General features: G+C 66.8%; 16 protein-coding genes and 1 tRNA gene. 10 read left to right on the top strand and 7 right to left on the bottom strand.

Going from position 1 to position 19395, the window contains the following annotated elements; all coding sequences use genetic code 11:
* The first annotated feature begins 88 nt into the window (after positions 1 to 88).
* Positions 89 to 1591: a DUF1800 domain-containing protein gene (locus tag HWX87_RS11725; protein ID WP_176047277.1), complete on the top strand. Its 1503-nt coding sequence runs from the start codon at positions 89 to 91 to the stop codon at positions 1589 to 1591.
* A gap of 67 nt (positions 1592 to 1658) precedes the next feature.
* Positions 1659 to 2879: a DUF1501 domain-containing protein gene (locus HWX87_RS11720; protein ID WP_176047276.1), complete on the top strand. Its 1221-nt coding sequence runs from the start codon at positions 1659 to 1661 to the stop codon at positions 2877 to 2879.
* Between the two features lie 9 nt (positions 2880 to 2888).
* On the opposite strand, the gene hpnD is transcribed toward HWX87_RS11720, so the two are convergent.
* A complete protein-coding gene (gene hpnD / locus HWX87_RS11715) occupies positions 2889 to 3722 on the bottom strand; it encodes a presqualene diphosphate synthase HpnD (protein ID WP_176047275.1) in 834 nt (277 codons plus the stop codon).
* Between the two features lie 235 nt (positions 3723 to 3957).
* On the opposite strand from hpnD, the gene HWX87_RS11710 reads away from it, so the two are divergent.
* Both HWX87_RS11710 and HWX87_RS11705 read left to right on the top strand, forming a co-directional pair.
* Positions 3958 to 4044 (top strand) — tRNA-Leu (locus tag HWX87_RS11710).
* Positions 4045 to 4240: 196 nt separating this feature from the next.
* Positions 4241 to 4534: a hypothetical protein gene (locus HWX87_RS11705; protein WP_176047499.1), complete on the top strand. Its 294-nt coding sequence runs from the start codon at positions 4241 to 4243 to the stop codon at positions 4532 to 4534.
* 104 nt (positions 4535 to 4638) lie between these two features.
* Here HWX87_RS11705 and HWX87_RS11700 read toward each other — a convergent pair whose 3' ends face one another.
* From HWX87_RS11700 to HWX87_RS11685, 4 genes are all read right to left on the bottom strand, one after another.
* Positions 4639 to 4869, bottom strand: coding sequence for a hypothetical protein (locus HWX87_RS11700; protein ID WP_059233918.1), 231 nt, complete (start codon positions 4867 to 4869; stop codon positions 4639 to 4641).
* A gap of 111 nt (positions 4870 to 4980) precedes the next feature.
* Positions 4981 to 6090 (bottom strand): class II histone deacetylase, encoded by a 1110-nt coding sequence (locus tag HWX87_RS11695; protein ID WP_176047274.1) that lies wholly within the window; start codon positions 6088 to 6090, stop codon positions 4981 to 4983.
* 14 nt (positions 6091 to 6104) lie between these two features.
* Positions 6105 to 7313, bottom strand: a complete 1209-nt coding sequence (locus HWX87_RS11690) for an MFS transporter (RefSeq protein WP_176047273.1) — start codon at positions 7311 to 7313, stop codon at positions 6105 to 6107.
* 21 nt (positions 7314 to 7334) lie between these two features.
* Entirely contained in the window at positions 7335 to 8381 is a 1047-nt protein-coding gene (locus HWX87_RS11685; protein ID WP_176047272.1) for a porin, read from the bottom strand.
* A gap of 302 nt (positions 8382 to 8683) precedes the next feature.
* On the opposite strand from HWX87_RS11685, the gene HWX87_RS11680 reads away from it, so the two are divergent.
* A complete protein-coding gene (locus HWX87_RS11680) occupies positions 8684 to 9832 on the top strand; it encodes a LuxR C-terminal-related transcriptional regulator (protein ID WP_176047271.1) in 1149 nt (382 codons plus the stop codon).
* A gap of 100 nt (positions 9833 to 9932) precedes the next feature.
* Complete coding sequence (locus tag HWX87_RS11675) at positions 9933 to 10931, top strand: 2-dehydropantoate 2-reductase (RefSeq protein WP_176047270.1); 999 nt, start codon at positions 9933 to 9935, stop codon at positions 10929 to 10931.
* A gap of 166 nt (positions 10932 to 11097) precedes the next feature.
* Here HWX87_RS11675 and HWX87_RS11670 read toward each other — a convergent pair whose 3' ends face one another.
* On the bottom strand, positions 11098 to 11547 hold the full coding sequence (locus HWX87_RS11670) for a MarR family transcriptional regulator (protein ID WP_176047269.1): 450 nt from the start codon (positions 11545 to 11547) through the stop codon (positions 11098 to 11100).
* Positions 11548 to 11609: 62 nt separating this feature from the next.
* Positions 11610 to 12755: a glycerate kinase gene (locus tag HWX87_RS11665; RefSeq protein ID WP_176047268.1), complete on the bottom strand. Its 1146-nt coding sequence runs from the start codon at positions 12753 to 12755 to the stop codon at positions 11610 to 11612.
* 388 nt (positions 12756 to 13143) lie between these two features.
* Here HWX87_RS11665 and tig point away from each other — a divergent pair, with 388 nt between their 5' ends.
* The 4 genes from tig to lon all read left to right on the top strand — a co-directional run bounded on the left by tig (position 13144) and on the right by lon (position 19340).
* Positions 13144 to 14490: a trigger factor gene (gene tig / locus HWX87_RS11660; protein ID WP_176047267.1), complete on the top strand. Its 1347-nt coding sequence runs from the start codon at positions 13144 to 13146 to the stop codon at positions 14488 to 14490.
* Positions 14491 to 14630: 140 nt separating this feature from the next.
* Positions 14631 to 15284: an ATP-dependent Clp endopeptidase proteolytic subunit ClpP gene (gene clpP / locus HWX87_RS11655; protein ID WP_010092137.1), complete on the top strand. Its 654-nt coding sequence runs from the start codon at positions 14631 to 14633 to the stop codon at positions 15282 to 15284.
* 163 nt (positions 15285 to 15447) lie between these two features.
* Positions 15448 to 16719, top strand: a complete 1272-nt coding sequence (gene clpX / locus HWX87_RS11650) for an ATP-dependent Clp protease ATP-binding subunit ClpX (protein WP_006489345.1) — start codon at positions 15448 to 15450, stop codon at positions 16717 to 16719.
* Between the two features lie 197 nt (positions 16720 to 16916).
* Positions 16917 to 19340 carry an endopeptidase La gene (gene lon / locus HWX87_RS11645; RefSeq protein WP_176047266.1) on the top strand — a complete coding sequence of 808 codons (2424 nt, stop codon included), beginning with the start codon at positions 16917 to 16919 and terminating at the stop codon, positions 19338 to 19340.
* Positions 19341 to 19395 lie beyond the last annotated feature (55 nt).

Below are 19395 nucleotides of genomic sequence, written 5' to 3'. Positions count from 1 at the left end.
TTCGTAGCACTTTTTCCGTCAACTTTCGCCTGCCGCATGCCGTTGTACCGGCATCCGCACCGCCGGTGAGTTCCGGGAGTCCATGACGATGAAAGCGAACGCTGCCGCACCGGCGCCGTCGCCTGCCATGCAGTCGCCGCTCGATGCCGACGACGCACTGTTTTTCCTCAGCCGCACCGGCTTCTCTCCCGCGCCCGCCGACGTCGCGCGCGTCGTCGGCATGACGCGCGCGCAGGTCGTGGCCGACACGCTCGGCAACGTGCGGCACGAGCCCGCGACGACGTGGCCCGACTGGATCGCCGAGCTGCCGCCGACGCGCGCGCAGCGTCAGGCGCTGACCCCCGACATGCGCCGCGACGAGCAGCGCGAGCGCAATCGCCGCTACGATGCGCTGCGCGCGGCCTGGGTCAACGAGATGATCGTCACGCCTTCGCCGCTGACCGAGCGCATGACGTTGTTCTGGCACGGGCACTTCACGTCGGGGCAGGACAAGGTGCCTTACCCGCAGACGATGGCCGCGCAGAACGCGCTGTTTCGCCGCGAGGCGCTCGGCAATTTCGGCACGCTGCTGCATGCGGTCGCGAAGGATCCGGCGATGCTGCAGTATCTCGACGGCGCGAGCAATCGCAAGGGACGTCCGAACGAGAATTTCGCGCGCGAGGTGATGGAGCTGTTCACGCTCGGCGAAGGGCATTACACGCAGTACGACGTGACCGAGGCCGCGCGCGCGATGACGGGCTGGACGATCGATCCCGATACGTTGCACTTCGAGGTGCGGCCCGAAGCGCACGATGCCGGCGACAAGACGATACTCGGTGAAACGGGGCCGTTCGACGGCGACGGCTTTCTCGACATCCTGCTGAAGCGGCCGGGCACCGCACGCTTCATTGCCGGCAAGCTGTGGCGCGAGTTCGTGTCCGATACGCCCGAGCCGGGCGCGCTCGATACGGTGGCCGAACGGTTCCGCGCGAGCGGCTACGACATTCGCGCGGCGCTCGCCGCGCTGTGGTCGACCGATGCGTTCTGGGATCCGCGCAATCGCGGCGTGCTCGTCAAATCGCCGGCCGAGTTCGTCGTCGGATCGGTGCGGTTGTTCGATGTCGCGTACGGCGATCCGCAGATGCTCGCGAACACCGTGCGCACGCTCGGGCAGAACCTGTTCTATCCGCCGAACGTGAAGGGCTGGCCGGGCGGCGCGCTGTGGATCAACAGCACCACGCTGCTGTCGCGCAAGCAGTTCGTCGAGCAGTTGTTCCGCGCGACGGAGACGGCCGGCATGCATCCGCCTGCGCATCCGATGGCGCCGCCGCCGAATGCGCGTGCGCAAGCGATGCCGGTGGTCGACACGGCGTCCGCGGCCGGCATGCGCGGCACGCCGCCGAAGCCCGCGCGCGCCGGCCTGCGTTTCGACCTCGAACGCTGGCTCGCGCAATATCGCGCGCGGCCGCAGGCGATCGCGGGATTGTCGACCGAGCTTCAACTACAGCACGCGGTGCTGCAACTGTCGCCGGTCGCGGCGATCGACACGGATTCGACCGGCAGCGCGTATCTCGAGGCGCTGCTGATGGATCCGGCCTATCAACTGAAATGATTCGAACGACGACGAAGCGGGGCGCCGCCGCGGCAAAGGTGCCGGACGGCGAACCAAAGGATGCGCGATGAACCGACGTGATTTTCTGACGCTGACGGGCGCTGCGGCCGCGGCCGGCGTGTCGATGTGGCAAGCGCCCGCGATGGCGGCTTCCGCGACGCAGGCGGGGCGGCAACCGGCGGCCGGGTATGCGAACGTGCTGATCCTCGTCGAGCTGAAGGGCGGCAACGACGGGCTCAATACCGTGGTGCCGTACACGGATCCGCTGTACTACCAGTTCCGGCGCAGCATCGGCATCAAGCGCGAGCAGGTGCTGCAGCTCGATGCGCATACGGGGCTGCACCCGGCGCTTGCGCCGCTGATGCCGCTGTGGCGCGACGGGCAGGTCGCGGTCGTGCAGGGCGTCGGCTACCCGCAGCCGAACCTGTCGCATTTCCGCTCGATCGAGATCTGGGATACCGCGTCGCGCTCGGACCAGTACCTGCACGAAGGCTGGCTCACGCGCACGTTCGCGCAGGCGCCCGTGCCGCCGGGGTTCGCGGCGGATGGCGTCGTGCTCGGCAGCGCCGAGATGGGGCCGCTGTCGAATGGTGCGCGTGCGATCGCGCTCGTCAATCCCGCGCAGTTCATCCGGGCGGCCCGGCTCGCCGAGCCGTCGTCGCTGCGCGAGCAGAACCCTGCGCTCGCGCACATCATCGACGTCGAGAACGACATCGTGAAGGCGGCCGACCGGCTGCGTCCGCGTGGCGGGATGCGCGAATTCAGGACGGCCTTTCCGGCCGGCGCGTTCGGCACGTCGGTGAAGACTGCGATGCAGGTGCTGGCCGCGTGCGAGGCGTCCGGGCCCGGCGCGCAGGATGGCGTCGCGGTGCTGCGCCTGACGCTCAACGGCTTCGACACGCACCAGAACCAGCCGGGGCAGCAGGCTGCGTTGCTCAAGCAGTTCGCGGAAGGGATGAGTGCGATGCGCGGCGCGCTGATCGAACTCGGGCGCTGGAACCAGACGCTCGTGATGACGTATGCGGAATTCGGGCGGCGTGTGCGCGAGAACCAGAGCAACGGTACCGATCACGGCACGGCCGCGCCGCATTTCGTGATGGGCGGCCGCGTGGCCGGCGGCCTGTACGGTGCGCCGCCCGCGCTCGGCCGGCTCGACGGCAACGGCAACCTGCCGGTCGCGGTCGATTTCCGCCAGCTTTATGCGACCGTGCTCGGGCCGTGGTGGGGGCTCGATGCGTCGCGCGTGCTGCAGCAGCGCTTCGATACGCTGCCGTTGTTGAAGGCGTGATGCGAGGGGTCAGCGGCGGCGCGATGCGCGCCACGCGATCCACAGCTTGCGGATCGGCGTCAGTGCGATGCGCTGGTGCAGTACCTGGTAGCCGTCGCGCTCGATTTCGTCGAGCAGCGCGCCGGCCAGTGCGATCTGCGCGCGCAGTGTGCGCTGCGCGCGGCGCTCGGAGGCGGGGATCGCCGTTTCGGCGGCCGCGAGCGCTTCGCGCGCGCGGGCCGTCTGGAATTGCAGTAATTCGGTGAAGGCCGGGCTGTAGCGGCCATTCAGCAGATCGGCCGCGGTCACGGTGTAGCGCTGCAGTTCGTCGATCGGCAGGTAGATGCGGCCGTGGCGCGCGTCGTTGCCGAGTTCCTGCACGAACTGAGCGAGCATCAGCGCGCGGCCGGCGTCCGCGGCCCACGGCTGCGGGTCGGCCGGGTTCGCCGCGCTGGCGCGCGCAACCAGTGACGCGAAGGTCCCGCCGACCTGCGCGATGTAGCGCTGCAGGTTCGCGAAATCGAGGTAGCGCGCCTGTTCGAGATCCATCCCGTAGCCGTTGACGAGCGTGCGCAACGCATCGGCTTCGGCGGCGATCGCCGGATGATGCTGCGCGAGCGCCTTCGTGACGGGGTGCGACGGCTGCCCGTCGGCCAGTGCCGCGAGTTCCTTGTGCCACCACGCGAGCTTCGTGTGTCCGACGGTCGGATCGCTGGTTTCCTTGACGGTTTCCTCGAGTTCGCGGCGCAGCGCGAACAGCGCGGTCAGGCGCGGCTGCGTGGCGAGCGGCGCCTGACGCAGCGCGTAGTAGACGCTGGAGCCCGCAGGGGCGGCCTTTTGCTGACAGTAGTCGTCGAAGTTCACGGGCGGAATCGGGTGGGGCGGGTTCGGGGGACGCGCGGCGGCGCGGTGCCGAAACGTCGAGCGCGGCATTCTAGCATCGCTGCACGACGCGTGCGGGCGGGGCGAGACAAGGCCGCACGGATCGGGTAGAATCTCGCGCTCGCCTGATCGGGCGTGCCGGTTTTCGGGCCGGCATGACGTCCCGGGCGCGTGGCGCACGTATCTTGCGTGCCGCGCGGTCAGGCGACAGAAATGCGCGTGAGTGGCGAAATTGGTAGACGCACCAGGTTTAGGTCCTGACGCCCGCAAGGGTGTGCCGGTTCGAGTCCGGCCTCACGCACCAGAAGTTGGATACGCACCCGCCAGGGTACGGTTCCTCAAGAAAGCGCTGCCGGTCGACTGATCGCAGCGCTTTTTTCGTTGATGGTCGTTCTTTCGCCGACATGCGCGTCCATACGCACGCTCACTGAAATCCGGCCGCGTGTAATATCATGTTCACGATCGAATACAAGAAGCACAAATATACCGAGGGGCCACCGATGAACAACACCGTACGCATTCCGATTTCCGTTCTGGCGCTGATGCTGGCCGCGCCGGCTTTTGCCAATACGCCTGCCGACAACATCGCATGGAGCGCCAAGCCCGTGCAGACGGTTGCATCGTCGTCGGCGTGTTCCGCGTACTCGGGGCGGATGATGTCGAGCGGCGAGACGCTGTCGACCGAAAACGTGCTGAAAGCGCTCGGCACGTCGCTGGCTGGCGCTGCTCTGGGCGCCGTCGCCGGCGGATATCAGGGCGCAGCACCCAACCCGTGCCCGCGTCCCGGCCTGTGACCGACGCGCAAGCGAATCGCGCGATTCTCCGCGCCATCTGAAACCAGCCCGACAACAAGCGCCGCGCGTCGCCCGACCGCGGCGCTTCGTCATTTCAGGCGCGCCTACTCCCAGAAACTCCGGATCGCGACCGCCACGATCACCGGCACCGAGAACACCAGCGGAATCGCGAAATACTGCGCTTCGCGATCGACGACCCAGCTGTAGATCACCCACGCCGCGCCGATCGCGAACGTGATGAGGCCGACCGTGACGGCGGCGATGTTCAGGACCAGCTTCGATGGCTGGCGGCGCGTTTTGGCGTTGTCGTTGTCATCGCGCGGGGACGATTTCATCGGAAGAGTGCGGCCTCGAGCCGGAACAGGGGTAAAAGCACAGGAAACCCCATCCGCACGGATCGCGCAAGGGCCGGCGCGGGCCGGCCCCGTCACATCCGTTCCCGCGCGTTACAACCCGAACGACGTCGCCAGTTCGTCGAGCAGCGCGCGCTGGAACGCAACGAACCGCTCGCCCGGTTGCTGGGCGATCGCGAGATCGAGCATCGGATCGGTGACATCGGTGCGAATGCCGGCCAGTTCCTCGACGATCGCGAGTCCGCAGAACGGCACGTACGCCTCCGAATACCCGCCTTCGTGAACGATCACGAGCCGCCCGCCGCAAAAACGCTGCGCGGCATCCTTCACCGCGCGCGTCATGAACCGGTAGCTGTCGGTATGCAGCTGCATGCGCGCGAGCGGATCGACGGCGCTTGCGTCGAGGCCGCTCGCGACGACGATCAACTCGGGGCGGAAGCGCTCCAGCGCCGGCAGCACGATCCGCTCGAACGCGTAGCGATACGCGTCGTCACCGCTGCCCGCGAGCAGCGGCACGTTCAGGTTTGCGTCGAGGCCGGCACCTTCGCCGCGGTCGTCCGCGCCGCTGTAGCCGGGCGGAAAGCAGCGGTCCTGGTGCAGCGAGATCGTCAGCGTGTCCGGATCGTCGTAGTAGATCGACTGCGTGCCGTTGCCGTGATGCACGTCCCAGTCGATCACCGCGACGCGCTCGATACCGTGTTTCGCGCGGGCGGCCTCGATCGCGATCGGGATGTTCGCCAGCATGCAGAAGCCCATCGGGCGGTCGCGCAGGCAGTGGTGGCCAGGCGGGCGCGACAGCGAGAACGCATTGGCCGCGCGCTCGCCGACGACCGTATCGACGGCCGCGATCGCGAGGCCGGCCGACAGCGCGGCGATCTCGTAGCTGCCCTTGCCGAACGGCGCGAGATCGCCGAGGTCGCCGCCGTTCGCGTCGCTGAGTGCGCGGAATGCGTCGAGATAGTGCGCCGGATGAATGCGCAGCAGATCGGTGGTCGTGGCCGGCTCGGCGCCGCGCAGGTCGAGCTGCGCGGCAAGGCCCGACGCCTGGACGAGCGACAGGAAGCGGCGCTTCGAATCGGGCGATTCCGCGTAGCCCGCGCTCGACGGCGGCTGGACCCAGCCGCCGACCGGAAAGAACAGCGCGTGTGTGCCGCCGGTGTGCCAGAAAGTGCGTTCGTCGGTGAAGAAGGCAGTGCGATTCATGGATGCGTAACCTGTCACGGTTGGGAGAAAACGGAAGCGCGCGCGCGGCGATCGATGTGGCGCAGCGCGGCGAACGATACGATCGCGACGGCCGTCGCGGCCACGAACAGCGCGCGCATCGTGCCGCCGGCGTCGAGCATCAGGCCCGCAAGCAGTGGGCCGGCGGCAAGGCCTGCGCCTATCACGAAATTGAGCGTTGCCACGAGGCGGCCCGACGTGTCGATCTGCGCGACGGTCGCGAGGATGAACGGCAGCACGAACGTCCACGCGAACTTGAACGCGAAGATCGCCGCGCTGTAGCCGCCGGTGTGCCGCATCGCGGCGAGCGCGACGAGCGACGCGGCGAGCAGCGCGTAACCGGCCGCCAGCATCGCGCGTCGCGCGAGCCGGCCGCCCGCACACGACGCGAGCGCCGCGCCCGCGATCCCCATCACGCTCGCGATCGCGAGCACGTTGCCGGTCGACTGCGGATCGAGCCCGGCCTCGGCCGCCGCGCGGCTCGCGAAGGTCCACACGCTGCCGATCGCGAGATAGAACGTCAGCACCGCGCCGATGGCGAGCATGACGAAGCTTCGCGGCGTTTGCGTCGCGTCGCCGCGCGCGGATCGGGCAGGCGTCGTCCGCGTGCCGAGCGACGACGGAAAGCCGCGCGATAGCGGTGCTGCGAACAGTGCGAGCGCGGCGAGCGCGACATACAGCGCGCGCAGCCCGAACGCGGCGAACACGTGCGGCAGCACGAACAGGCCGATCGCACCCGCGATCAGCTGGCCGACGACCCACAGGCCGTACACGCGGTCGCTGTTCTCGCTCGTCGCCGCGCTCGTCATGCAGAGCACCATCAGCGAGCCGCCGCCGAGTGCGGTGACGGCGCGCAGCGCGAGCAGCGCGGCGAAGCCCGGCATCGACAGTGCGGTCAGCAGGTTGCCCGCGCCGAACAGCGCAATGGCGAATCCGGCGACGCGGCGCGCGTCGACCCGGCCGAGCCACAGGTACGACGGCACGGTCGCGAGGCTGAACGCACCGAGTTCGACGAAGAAGTAGGTGCCGACCTGCGATGCAGACAATCCGAGTTGCGTCGCGAGCTGGCCGGCAACGGCCGGTGCAACAAGCAGCAGCAACGGCGTGATGGCCGCGAACACGACGAGCGCGACGAGCGTCGAGCGCGCGAAGGCCGGCGCACGGCCGTCGGGCGAGCGTGCGGCATCCGGGGACAGGGTTTTCATGGCGGGATCTCGTTGGGGGAATCAGAACAGGTGGTACATGCCGACCATCGCGCCGAACTGCGATGCGCCGGCGAGCGGCGTCGGGTCGTATTCGTAGACGGTCTGCGAGCTCTGGCCGCTGTTGCGCGCATAGCCGAGGTTCACGTAGGCGACGGTGCGTTTCGACAGCGCGTACGTGGTGCTCGCGATGAACAGCGTTGGGTGGCCGATCGCCGGCGTGCGCGAATCGGTGTGATAGACGCCCGCGTTCAGGCCGATCCCGTTCGATGTCTGGTAACGCGCACCGCCCCAGACGATCGTGCGCGCCGCATCGAGGTCGCCGGTCAGGCGTTCGACGCCCGCATAGACGGTGAGCGGCAGCGTGGCGAACGCATAACGTGCGGCGAGCGTGCCGAGTTCCCGGCGCCGCGCGGACGTGTCGTCGGCCGCCGCCACGTCGCCGTGCGCCTGATGCAGTACCGCGCTGACCGACAGCCCGTTGCTCGTGTACTGGCCGCCGAGTTCGAGCACGCGTCCGGCGCGTGTATTGCCGGCGACGCCGGACGTCGCGGCAAGCGCCTCGACGTCGAAGCCCGCGAACGTCGGCGACTGGTACTTCACCGAATGGTCGATGAAGTTCGCATTCATCGGCACGAGCACGCCCTGGCCGCTGTACGACGCGTACCAGAGCGGGTCGTAGAACAGCGTCTTGTCGAACAGCACGCTGAACTGCCGGCCGAGCGTGACGGTGCCGACGGGTCCCGCGATGCCGACGTACGCGCCGCGGAAGAACGCGTAGCCGGGCGCGGTCGCGGTGCCGTCGTTGATGTTGAGACCCTGTTCGAGCTTGAACAGCGCGCGCCAGCCGCCGCCGAGATCCTCGTGGCCCTTGATCCCGACCTGCGAAGGCAGGATGCCGTAGTTCTGCAACTGCACGGCCGAACGGCGTCCGTCGGCGTGCGTCAGGTATTGCACGCCGGCGTCGAGCGCGCCGTACAGCGTGAGGGCGGACTGCGCATGGGCGGCGGCGCTGCACGCGGCAAGCGTCGCGGCGGCCGCGGCCGTGCGGATGAAGCGGGTTTTCGTCACGAGGGGTTCTCCAGACCGTCTTGCATCGGTTTGTCGTTGGTGTTGTCGCGACGCAGTGTCCGCAGCGGGAAAACCTTCGAACAGTCGTACAGATGAACGGTGTGGAAAACCCGCGGTGCGCGGCATCAGCGCCGTGCGACGCCGCGGCGCGGCGTGCTGCGGAGCAGCAACGTGCCGTGCACCGTTCAAATGGATGGGGTTGGCGCTGGTTCCGGCACCGTGGCCCGCCAAAAAAGCCGCTCGCTATAATCGGCCGGTGTCGTAGCGCACATCAGCAGCCCGATCGGGCAGGGGAGCGGAAGGTGAGGATCACGACGGATATCGGGCAGGATCTCGAAGCGCTGCGCGACGTGCCGGCCGCCATCGTGCTCGACGAATTCGCGTGGCCGCCGCTGCCGTCCCGGCGCGCCGATTTCGACGGCGTCACGCGTGGCGACGCAGCACAGCGCGAACTCGGCCTGATGCTGCTCGACCTGTATGCAGTGGCCGCGCAATCCGGCATCGGCGAATTCGAATACCGATTCTTTTCGCTACTGCAGGCGCTCATTCCGTTCGATGCCGCGTGGACCGGCGTCGCGACCCATGCGCCGACCGGCCCCGTGATGCACAACAGCTTTCTGTACCGTTTGCCGCACGCGTTCTTCATCGACTGGAAGCGCGTGCGCGATTGCGATCCGCTGGCGCACCGCACGCTGCACGGCGCGCATGGCCGCGCGGTGCGGCTGACGGTCGTCGAGCCGGGGCTCGACGTGCGGTTTCGCGACTGGTGCGTGAAGTACGGGCTCGCGCAGCTGATGTGCGTGTGTACGCTCGATCGCCGTTTCGGCCTGACGACGTTCATGTCGATCTACCGGCAAGGGCTCAATCGCCCGTTCAGCGACGACGATGCGCGTCGCTTCGAGGAGGTGATTCCGCACCTCGCGGCCGCGCTGACGATCAATCGTGCCGCGCAGCTCACGCGCGAGCGCGCCGAGACGGTCGCGCCGGCGGCGCGCGCGCTGTGCGACAACTTCGGCGTGCTCCACCATGCCGATCACGGTTTCGACGACGTGCTGCGCACCGAGTGGCCGGCCTGGGCCGGGGCGCGCGTGCCGGAGCCGCTCGTCGCGCACCTGCGCCGCCAGTCGGGCCAGCCGTTCGTCGGCGACGCGCTGCGCATCCAGTGCGTGCCCGTCGCGGGGCTGTTCCAGATCGAAGCGCGGCCGCGCTCGCTGCTCGACCGGCTGAGCCCGCGCGAGCTGGCGGCGATCCGCTATTACGGCGCCGGGCGGTCGCACAAGGAGGTCGCCCAACAGATGGAGATTTCGCCGACGACCGTGCGTCACTACCTGCGCTGCGCGTACCGCAAGCTCGGCATGCACGACAAGAGCCAGATCGCGGGCGTGCTCGGCGCCACCGGCAGCAGCATGGCCGACGACGAACCCGTCGAAGCCGGCAGTATGCCGCGCTGAAGCGCGCGAACGCGGGCGCATGGCGTGTTCCCGTGGGAATGGTTGTGCCCGCAACCATTGAGCGTTATGCTCGTCAGCTCCCAGGAGACGGAATTCCATCATGAACGACACGAATTCAGGGTCGGTGCGCGCGGCGGTGGTCGGTGTCGGCGCGATCGGCGGATTGCTCGCGGCCGCGCTGTCGCGGGCCGGCATGACCGTGAGCGCGTACGCGCGCGGCGCGACGCTCGACGCGCTGAACACGCACGGGGTGCGCGTGATCGACGAAACCGGCGATACGTCGTCGGTGCCGGTGCGCGCGAGCGACGATGCGCTCGCGCTCGGCGTGCAGGACTACGTGGTGATCGCGCTGAAGGCGCAGGCGCTGCCGGCACTGGCGGAGCGCATTGCGCCGCTGGTCGGGCCGGACACCGTGATCGTCGCGGCGATGAACGGGCTGCCATGGTGGTTCACGCACGGGCTGGCCGGGTCGATCGACGGCGTGCCGCTCGACGCGGTCGATCCGGCCGGCGCGGTGTCGGCGGCGTTGCCGCCCGCGCAGGCGATCGGCTGCGTCGTGCACCTGTCGTCGAGCACCGACGCGCCGGGCGTCGTACGCCGCGGGCGCGGCAACCGGCTGATCGTCGGTGCGCCGGATCAGCGGCTCGACGCGGCCACGGCCCGGTTTGCCGCGGCGCTCGCGGCAGGTGGTTTCGACGTCGAGTCGACGCCCGCGATCCGGGCCGAGATCTGGACGAAGCTGTGGGGCAACATGAACATGAATCCGCTGAGTGCGCTGACGGGATCGACGACCGGGCAGTTGCTCGACGATCCGTTCACGCAGGAACTCGCGTTGCGGATGATGGAGGAGGCGGCGGCGATCGGCGCACGGCTCGGCCTGTCCTCGGGGATGAGCGGACCCGAGCGGATCGCGGTCACGCGTAAGCTTGGCGCGTTCAAGACGTCGATGCTGCAGGATGTCGAAGCTGGGCGTTCGCTCGAGATCGGGCCGATCCTCGGCGTGTTTCCGGAGCTCGGCCGCAAGCTTGGCGTGCCGACGCCGTACTGCGACGCGGTGCTCGGACTGTTGCGCCAGCGCGCCGCGAACAGCGGGCTCTAGCGCGTGCGGGGCCGCTGCCGGTGCGGCGCGGCGCCGGCGGTGAAGCGCGGGACGTTCATCGCGCCCGCCACATGACGCAAAGCGGGCCGCCCGCGTTGCCGGTCAGGCAACGTAGGCGGCCCGTCGAATTCATCGGATCAATAGGGCCGGGCGCCCGCGATGCGGCTCAGTCGTCCCGCTCGGTGGCGTGCGCGACGACCTTGTCGAGCAGCCGCTCGAACGTCTGGCGTTCGCTGTCGGACAGGCAGGCGAGCAGGCCGTCGTTCCATTTGCGCACGATCGGCATGATCTTGCGATGCAGCGCGCGGCCGTCGCCAGTCAGTGCGATCAGCACGATCCGGCCGTCCTCCTCGCTCGCGCTACGCTCGAGCAGGCCCTGGCGCAGCAGCGCCTCGGCCGCGCGGCTTGCCTGGCTCTTGTCGAGATTGGTGTGACGCGCGAGATCCATGATCGAGAACGGACCGAACGCGCCGACGGCGGCGATCACGCGCGCCTCGGGCAGCGAGATGTCGAGCTTGTGCCGGTACACCTCGCCGATCCCGCGGTCGGAGCGCTTCGTGAGCGCGTGGAGGCGATAGGTCAGAAACTGATCGAGCCCGGCTTGACGGCCTTTCATGTCGAATCCTGAAGAAAAAGGGCGGGCCCGATTGTTCCTGTATCGCGCGCTCGGGTCAACGGTCAGTGTGCACCGTATTTCAGGCGCGTCAATTGTTCCGCTTCGTTCGCGAGCAGATTGGCCGCGTCGCGGATCGCGACGTCGAGCGTGATCGGCCCGGGAGCCGGCGAAAAGCAGCCGGAAAAATGCTCGGACAGGCGCGGCAGCGCGGCCGGGTCGACCGCACCCGACAGCAGCGACGCGGGCACGCCGGCGGCCTGTGCGTGACGGCATGCGATGAACGGCGCCTTGCCGTGCAGCGTCTGCACGTCGGAGCGGCCTTCGCCGGTGATCAGCCAGTCGGCGCCGGCGAGCGCGGCGTCGAGCCCGACCTGGCGCGCGACCACTTCGGCGCCGGCTTCGAACTGCGCGCCGAGCATGTGCAGCGCGAAACCGAGGCCGCCCGCGGCGCCGGCGCCCGGCAGGTCGCGGCCGCGGCGGTCCAGCGCGGTTTCGAGCAGGTCGGCGAAGCGGGCGAGGGCGGCGTCGAGGGTCGCAACCTGATCGGGCGTCACACCTTTTTGCGGGCCGAACACGGCGGTCGCGCCGTGCGCGCCCGTCAGCGGGTTGTCGACGTCGGACATGCCGACGAATTCCGTTTCCTTCAGGCGCGGGTCGAGCGCCGACGCGTCGACGCGCGCAATGTCGGCGAGCCGCGACGGCACGGGCTCGACCGGCTGGCCGGCGGCGTCGAAGCACTGCAGGCCGAGGCCTGCGAGCAGCCCGGCGCCCGCATCGTTGGTGCTGCTGCCGCCGAGCGCGACGAAGAAGCGGCGCACGCCGTCGTCGAGCAGCGTGCGGATCGCCTCGCCCATCCCGCGCGTGCTGCGCGCGTCGACCGGTACGCTCATGCCGACCGCGTCGGTAATGCCGACGATCTCGGCCGTCTCGACGATCGCGGTGCGCGCGTCGATCACGCCGACCGCCGCGTCGCGTGCCGCGAGCGACGCGCCGGCCACCTGCAACGTGCGCCGCGTGCCGCCGCCCGCCAGCATCGCGTCGAGCGTGCCTTCGCCGCCGTCGGCCATCGGACAGCAGCGCACGACCGCGTCGGGCCGGGCGTGGCGGATGCCGGTGGCGATCGCGTCCGCGACCTGCTCGGCGGAAAGCGAGCCTTTGAACGAATCGGGCGCGATGACGACGACAGGCGCGGACGGGTGTTGCGGCATGGTGTCTCCGGAAGGCGTGATTGGTGTGAAGAATGACGCGGCCGCAATGACGGCTCACTTTCCATTGGAGCTTACAGGATGGTGGGGCCGTGGAGGATACGGCGTTCGGCATAGCGGCGATCCGCGCGCGTTGCCGTGCGCGGGGCTGTCGGCATGGCGAGGATGCACGCGCGACGCGCTGATCTGGCGGTACGAGGAAAATTGTTTGCTAGAATAGTCGATTCTTCCGGCCAAAGCCGTGCTCCGAGCCGCTTGCGCTAGCCATTCGGCGCGTGCAGGGATGGCGTGGCGCTCCGGCGCGGCGTGCGAGTGCGACGCATCGCATGCTGCAGGCAGGCACGGCAAGGAAAACCCGATTCGCTCGAATAATTTTAGGACGATTGAAGCCATGGCTAACGTTGTTGAGAACCTCGGCAAGCTTGAACGCCGCGTGACGATTTCCCTGCCGAAAGACACCGTGCAGAAGGAAATCGACGCCCGTATCCAGAAACTCGCGAAGAACGTGCGCATGCCGGGTTTCCGCCCGGGCAAGGTGCCGCTGAAGATGGTCGCGCAACAGTACGCGGGTCAGGTCGAAGCCGAAGTGCTGAGCGACAAGATCGGCCAGGAATTCTTCACGATCAGCCGCGCGGAAAACCTGCGCGTCGCCGGCCAGCCGAGCTTCGAGCCGAAGCAGGAACAGGCTGAGGATGCATACGCGTTCGACGCGACGTTCGAGGTCTACCCGGAAGTGAAGATCGGTGATCTGGCGACGGCTGAAGTCGAGCGCTCGACGACGTCGATCAGCGACGCCGAAATCGACCGCACGCTCGACATCCTGCGCAAGCAGCGCGTGCACTTCCACGCACGTGGCGAAGCCGGCGAGCACGGTGACGGCGGCGCGGATACCGCAGCGAAGAACGGCGACCGCGTGACGGTCGACTTCGTCGGCAAGATCGACGACGTCGCGTTCCAGGGCGGCACGGCCGAAGACTTCCCGTTCGTGCTCGGCGAAGGCCGCATGCTGCCGGAATTCGAAACCGCCGCACTTGGCCTGAAGGTTGGTGAAGCGCGTACGTTCGACCTGAAGTTCCCGGACGATTACCACGGTGCCGATGTTGCCGGCAAGACGGCGCAATTCACGGTCACGATGAAGAAGATCGAGTGGCCGCACCTGCCGGAAATCGACGGCGAATTCGCGAAGTCGCTCGGCATCGAAGACGGCGACCTCACGAAGATGCGCGGCGAGATCAAGGAGAATCTCGAGCGCGAAGCGAAGCGTCGCACGCAGTCGATCGTCAAGAACCAGGTGATGGATGCGCTGCTGAAGATCTCCGAACTCGACGTGCCGAAGGCGCTGATCGAGCAAGACCAGCAACGCCTCGTCGAAATGGCTCGCCAGGATCTGGCGCAGCGCGGCGTGCCGAACGCGAAGGACGCACCGATCCCGGCGGAAATGTTCGCCGAGCAGGCCGAGCGCCGCGTGAAGCTGGGCCTCGTGCTGGCCGAACTCGTGAAGTCGAACAACCTGGAAGCGAAGCCGGAACAGATCCGCGCGGAAGTCGACGAGTTCGCGAAGAGCTACGAAGACCCGAAGGAAGTGGTCCGCTGGTATTATTCCAACCAGCAGCGCCTCGCCGAGATGGAAGCGTTCGTCGTTGAAAGCAACGTCGTCGATTTCGTGCTGGGCAAGGCGAAGGTGACGGACAAGGAAGTGAGCTTCGAGGCACTCGCGAGCGCATCGGCGCAAGCGTAAGTGTCGCTCTAGCGGCGTGCCGGCTGTCGGAGCGACGGCCCGCACGCCGTTTTTACGTCAAGCGCACGGTTGCCATTAATATGGCGATTGAGCGGGCGGCTTCCTTCCGTTCAATTTTCCATTCGAACAAGGTTCATTGAATGATCACTCGCGCTGAATTGCTGGACATGCTTGCTTCGAACGCGCCGCAGGGTTTCGAGGCGCAAGCGCTGGGGCTGGTGCCGATCGTCGTCGAAACGAGCGGCCGCGGCGAGCGTTCGTACGATATCTACTCGCGTCTCCTGAAGGAGCGCCTGGTGTTCATGGTCGGCGAAGTGAACGACCAGACCGCCAATCTCGTGGTCGCGCAATTGCTGTTCCTCGAGAGCGAGAATCCCGACAAGGACATCAGCCTGTACATCAACAGCCCGGGCGGGTCGGTGTCGGCCGGCATGGCGATCTACGACACGATGCAGTTCATCAAGCCGGACGTGTCGACGCTGTGCATGGGGCTCGCGGCCAGCATGGGCGCGTTCCTGCTCGCGTCGGGTGCGAAGGGCAAGCGCTTCGCGCTGCCGAATTCGCGCGTGATGATTCACCAGCCGCTCGGCGGCGCGCGCGGCCAGGCGTCCGACATCGAGATCCAGGCACGCGAAATCCTCTACCTGAAGGAGCGGCTGAACCAGTTGCTCGCGCAGCACACGGGCCAGGACGTCGAGCGCATCGCGCGCGACACCGACCGTGATAACTTCATGTCGAGCGAGGATGCGAAGGCGTACGGGCTGATCGATCAGGTGTTGCTGAAGCGCCCGTGAGCTTAAGTAGGGTGCCGCCCCGATTCGTGCGGCGGCCCCTGCTGCCCCGAACGCCCTGAGCATCTGCGGCAAGCACATCCAGCCGGCTCCGGTCGCGCCCTAGGCGCGGCGTCCGGAGCATTCGGCGTATCATGTCATTTACCTGTCCGGAGGCTCTACATTCATGGCGGACAAAAAAGGTTCGAACAGCGAGAAGCTGTTGTATTGCTCGTTTTGCGGGAAGAGCCAGCATGAGGTGAAAAAACTCATCGCGGGCCCGTCGGTGTTCATCTGCGATGAATGTATCGACCTCTGCAACGAGATCATTCGCGACGAGGCGGCAGCTGCCGGCGTCGAGGCCAGCCTGTCCCGGTCGGATTTGCCGAGCCCGCAGGAAATTCGCGACATCCTCGATCAGTACGTGATCGGCCAGGAGCGTGCGAAGAAGATCCTCGCGGTGGCCGTGTACAACCACTACAAGCGCCTGAAGCATCTCGACAAGAAGGACGACGTCGAGCTGTCGAAGAGCAACATCCTGCTGATCGGCCCGACGGGCTCCGGCAAGACGCTGCTCGCGCAGACGCTCGCGCGGTTGCTGAACGTGCCGTTCGTGATCGCCGATGCGACGACGCTGACCGAAGCCGGCTATGTCGGCGAGGACGTCGAGAACATCATCCAGAAGCTGTTGCAGAACTGCAACTACGAGGTCGACAAGGCCCAGCGCGGGATCGTCTACATCGACGAAATCGACAAGATCAGCCGCAAGTCGGACAACCCGTCGATCACGCGCGACGTGTCGGGCGAGGGCGTCCAGCAGGCACTGCTGAAGCTCGTCGAGGGCACGATGGCGTCGGTGCCGCCGCAAGGTGGCCGCAAGCACCCGAACCAGGATTTCATCCAGGTCGACACGACCAACATCCTGTTCATCTGCGGTGGCGCGTTCGACGGCCTCGAAAAGGTGATCACCGATCGCACCGAGAAAACCGGCATCGGCTTCGGCGCGACGGTCAAGAGCAAGCAGGAACGCGACGCGGGCGAAGTGCTGCGCGAAACGGAACCGGAAGACCTGATCAAATTCGGTCTGATCCCCGAGTTGATCGGCCGCCTGCCGGTGGTCGCGACGCTCGGCAAGCTCGATGAAGCGGCGCTGATGAAGATCCTGGTCGAGCCGAAGAATGCGCTCGTCAAGCAGTATCACAAGCTGTTCGCGATGGAGCGCGTCGAGCTCGAGATCCGGCCGGGCGCGTTGCAGGCAGTCGCCCGCAAGGCGATTCGCCGCAAGACCGGCGCGCGCGGTTTGCGTTCGATCATCGAACAGGCGTTGCTCGACGTGATGTACGAGCTGCCGACGATGAAAGGGGTCAGCAAAGTCATCATCGACGAGAACGTCATCGATGGCGACGGCAAGCCTTTGCTGATCTACGAGGACACGCCGAAGGTGGCGGGTTCGAACTGACCGGCTTGCCGACGATGTTCTGCGAAAAAGGCCGTTCATGAGACCGTGGGCGGCTTTTTTTCGTTTATCTTGTGGGTAACTCTGACTCGAAACGCGGTGGTTACTTTCTTACCGAATATTTCCCGCACTTGAAGGCTTGCAATTCGTTGTGGCGGCCTCAATTACCGAACAATTGATTCCACTCATGGGGAAATGAAATGTCAGGCACCCAACTTCTCCCGCCGGAACGCATCACGCTCCCGCTGCTGCCGCTGCGGGATGTCGTCGTTTTCCCGCACATGGTGATTCCGCTCTTCGTGGGCCGGCCGAAATCGATCAAGGCCCTCGAAGCAGCGATGGAAGGCGGCAAGCACATCATGCTCGTCGCCCAGAAAACCGCGGCCAAGGACGAGCCGACCGAAAAGGACATGTACGAGGTCGGTTGTATCGCGAACATCCTGCAGATGCTGAAGCTGCCGGACGGCACCGTGAAGGTGCTCGTCGAAGGCTTGCAGCGCGCAAAGGCGTTGTCGATCGAAGAGCAGGAGACGCAGTTCTCCTGCGAAGTGATGCCGCTCGAGCCCGATCACGCCGACAGCGCTGAAACGGAAGCGCTGCGCCGCGCGATCGTGTCGCAGTTCGACCAGTACGTGAAGCTGAACAAGAAGATCCCGCCGGAGATCCTCACGTCGCTGTCGGGTATCGACGAAGCAGGCCGCCTCGCGGACATGATCGCCGAGCGCCTGCCGCTGAAGCTCGACCAGAAGCAGCACATCCTCGAGATGTTCCCGGTCATCGAGCGCCTCGAGCACCTGCTCGCGCAACTCGAAGCCGAGATCGACATCCTGCAGGTCGAAAAGCGCATCCGCGGGCGCGTGAAGCGCCAGATGGAAAAGAGCCAGCGCGAGTACTACCTGAACGAACAGGTCAAGGCGATCCAGAAGGAACTGGGCGAAGGCGAGGAAGGTGCGGATCTCGAGGAACTCGAGAAGCGCATCAACGCCGCGCGCATGCCGAAGGAAGCCAAGAAGAAGGCCGACGCCGAGCTGAAGAAGCTGAAGCTGATGTCGCCGATGTCGGCGGAAGCGACCGTCGTGCGCAACTACATCGACACGCTGATCGGCCTGCCGTGGCGCAAGAAGAGCAAGGTCAACAACGACCTGTCGAACGCCGAGCAGGTGCTCGACGAGGATCACTTCGGCCTCGAGAAGGTCAAGGAACGGATCCTCGAGTATCTCGCGGTGCAACAGCGCGTGGACAAGGTCAAGGCGCCGATCCTGTGCCTCGTCGGGCCCCCGGGCGTCGGCAAGACCTCGCTCGGCCAGTCGATCGCCCGGGCGACGAACCGCAAGTTCGTCCGGATGGCGCTGGGCGGCGTGCGTGACGAAGCCGAGATCCGTGGCCACCGCCGTACGTACATCGGTTCGATGCCGGGCAAGATCCTGCAGAGCCTGACGAAGGTCGGCGTGCGCAATCCGCTCTTCCTGCTCGACGAAGTCGACAAGATGGGCATGGATTTCCGCGGCGATCCGTCGTCGGCGCTGCTCGAAGTGCTCGATCCGGAACAGAACCACACGTTCGCCGACCACTACATCGAAGTCGACTTCGATCTGTCGGACGTGATGTTCGTCGCGACGTCGAACTCGCTGAACATCCCGCCGCCGCTGCTCGACCGGATGGAAGTGATCCGTCTGTCGGGTTACACGGAAGACGAGAAGGTCAGCATCGCCCAGCGTTACCTGCTGCCGAAGCAGAAGAAGAACAACGGGCTGAAGGACGGCGAGATCGATGTCACCGAACAGGCGATCCGCGACATCATCCGCTACTACACGCGCGAAGCCGGTGTGCGTTCGCTCGAGCGGGAAGTGTCGAAGATCTGCCGCAAGGTCGTGAAGATGCTGCTGCTGAAGAAGGCATCGGGCGCGATCAAGGTCGACGGTGAAAACCTCGACACGTTCCTCGGCGTGCGCAAGTACGACTTCGGCCTCGCGGCGAAGGAAAACCAGGTCGGCCAGGTCACGGGTCTCGCGTGGACGGAAGTCGGTGGCGATCTGCTGACGATCGAAGCCGCGGTGATGCCGGGCAAGGGCAACGTGATCCGTACGGGTTCGCTCGGCGACGTGATGAAGGAGTCGGTCGAGGCTGCGCGTTCGGTCGTGCGCTCGCGTTCGCGCCGTCTGGGCATCAAGGACGAAGCGTTCGAGAAGCAGGACATCCACATCCACGTGCCGGAAGGCGCGACGCCGAAGGACGGTCCGTCCGCCGGCGGTGCGATGACGACCGCGCTGGTGTCGGTGCTGACGGGTATCCCCGTGCGTGCCGATGTCGCGATGACGGGCGAAATCACGTTGCGTGGCGAAGTGCTGCCGATCGGCGGGCTGAAGGAAAAGCTGCTGGCTGCGCATCGCGGCGGCATCAAGCTCGTGCTGATTCCGGAAGAGAACGTGAAGGATCTCGCGGACATTCCGGACAACGTGAAGAACGCGATCGAGATCGTGCCGGTCCGCTGGATCGACAAGGTGCTGGAGCTCGCGCTCGAGCGTTCGCCGACGCCGCTGCCGCCGGAAGAAGAGGCGAAGGCAGCAGCGCCGGTCGGCGAGGCGGCGAAGGATGCCGGCTCGACGGAAGTCGTCAAGCACTGAGACCCTGAGCGCCGTCGTTGCTGACGGTTGTTCACGAAACCCGCGGCGTGTCCGC

The sequence above is a fragment of the Burkholderia sp. BCC1644 genome (assembly GCF_902833225.1).
Lineage (GTDB): Bacteria > Pseudomonadota > Gammaproteobacteria > Burkholderiales > Burkholderiaceae > Burkholderia.
This window is presented reverse-complemented; position numbering and strand designations above follow the sequence as displayed.

What these genes read in the sequence shown, in the direction of transcription:
- HWX87_RS11725 (WP_176047277.1), top strand. Translation starts at nt 89, where the DNA reads ATGAAAGCGAACGCTGCCGCACCGGCGCCGTCGCCTGCCATGCAGTCG.
- HWX87_RS11720 (WP_176047276.1), top strand. Translation starts at nt 1,659, where the DNA reads ATGAACCGACGTGATTTTCTGACGCTGACGGGCGCTGCGGCCGCGGCC.
- HWX87_RS11705 (WP_176047499.1), top strand. Translation starts at nt 4,241, where the DNA reads ATGAACAACACCGTACGCATTCCGATTTCCGTTCTGGCGCTGATGCTG.
- HWX87_RS11700 (WP_059233918.1), bottom strand. Translation starts at nt 4,869, where the DNA reads ATGAAATCGTCCCCGCGCGATGACAACGACAACGCCAAAACGCGCCGC.
- HWX87_RS11695 (WP_176047274.1), bottom strand. Translation starts at nt 6,090, where the DNA reads ATGAATCGCACTGCCTTCTTCACCGACGAACGCACTTTCTGGCACACC.
- HWX87_RS11690 (WP_176047273.1), bottom strand. Translation starts at nt 7,313, where the DNA reads ATGAAAACCCTGTCCCCGGATGCCGCACGCTCGCCCGACGGCCGTGCG.
- HWX87_RS11675 (WP_176047270.1), top strand. Translation starts at nt 9,933, where the DNA reads ATGAACGACACGAATTCAGGGTCGGTGCGCGCGGCGGTGGTCGGTGTC.
- HWX87_RS11670 (WP_176047269.1), bottom strand. Translation starts at nt 11,547, where the DNA reads ATGAAAGGCCGTCAAGCCGGGCTCGATCAGTTTCTGACCTATCGCCTC.
- HWX87_RS11665 (WP_176047268.1), bottom strand. Translation starts at nt 12,755, where the DNA reads ATGCCGCAACACCCGTCCGCGCCTGTCGTCGTCATCGCGCCCGATTCG.
- tig (WP_176047267.1), top strand. Translation starts at nt 13,144, where the DNA reads ATGGCTAACGTTGTTGAGAACCTCGGCAAGCTTGAACGCCGCGTGACG.
- clpP (WP_010092137.1), top strand. Translation starts at nt 14,631, where the DNA reads ATGATCACTCGCGCTGAATTGCTGGACATGCTTGCTTCGAACGCGCCG.
- clpX (WP_006489345.1), top strand. Translation starts at nt 15,448, where the DNA reads ATGGCGGACAAAAAAGGTTCGAACAGCGAGAAGCTGTTGTATTGCTCG.
- lon (WP_176047266.1), top strand. Translation starts at nt 16,917, where the DNA reads ATGTCAGGCACCCAACTTCTCCCGCCGGAACGCATCACGCTCCCGCTG.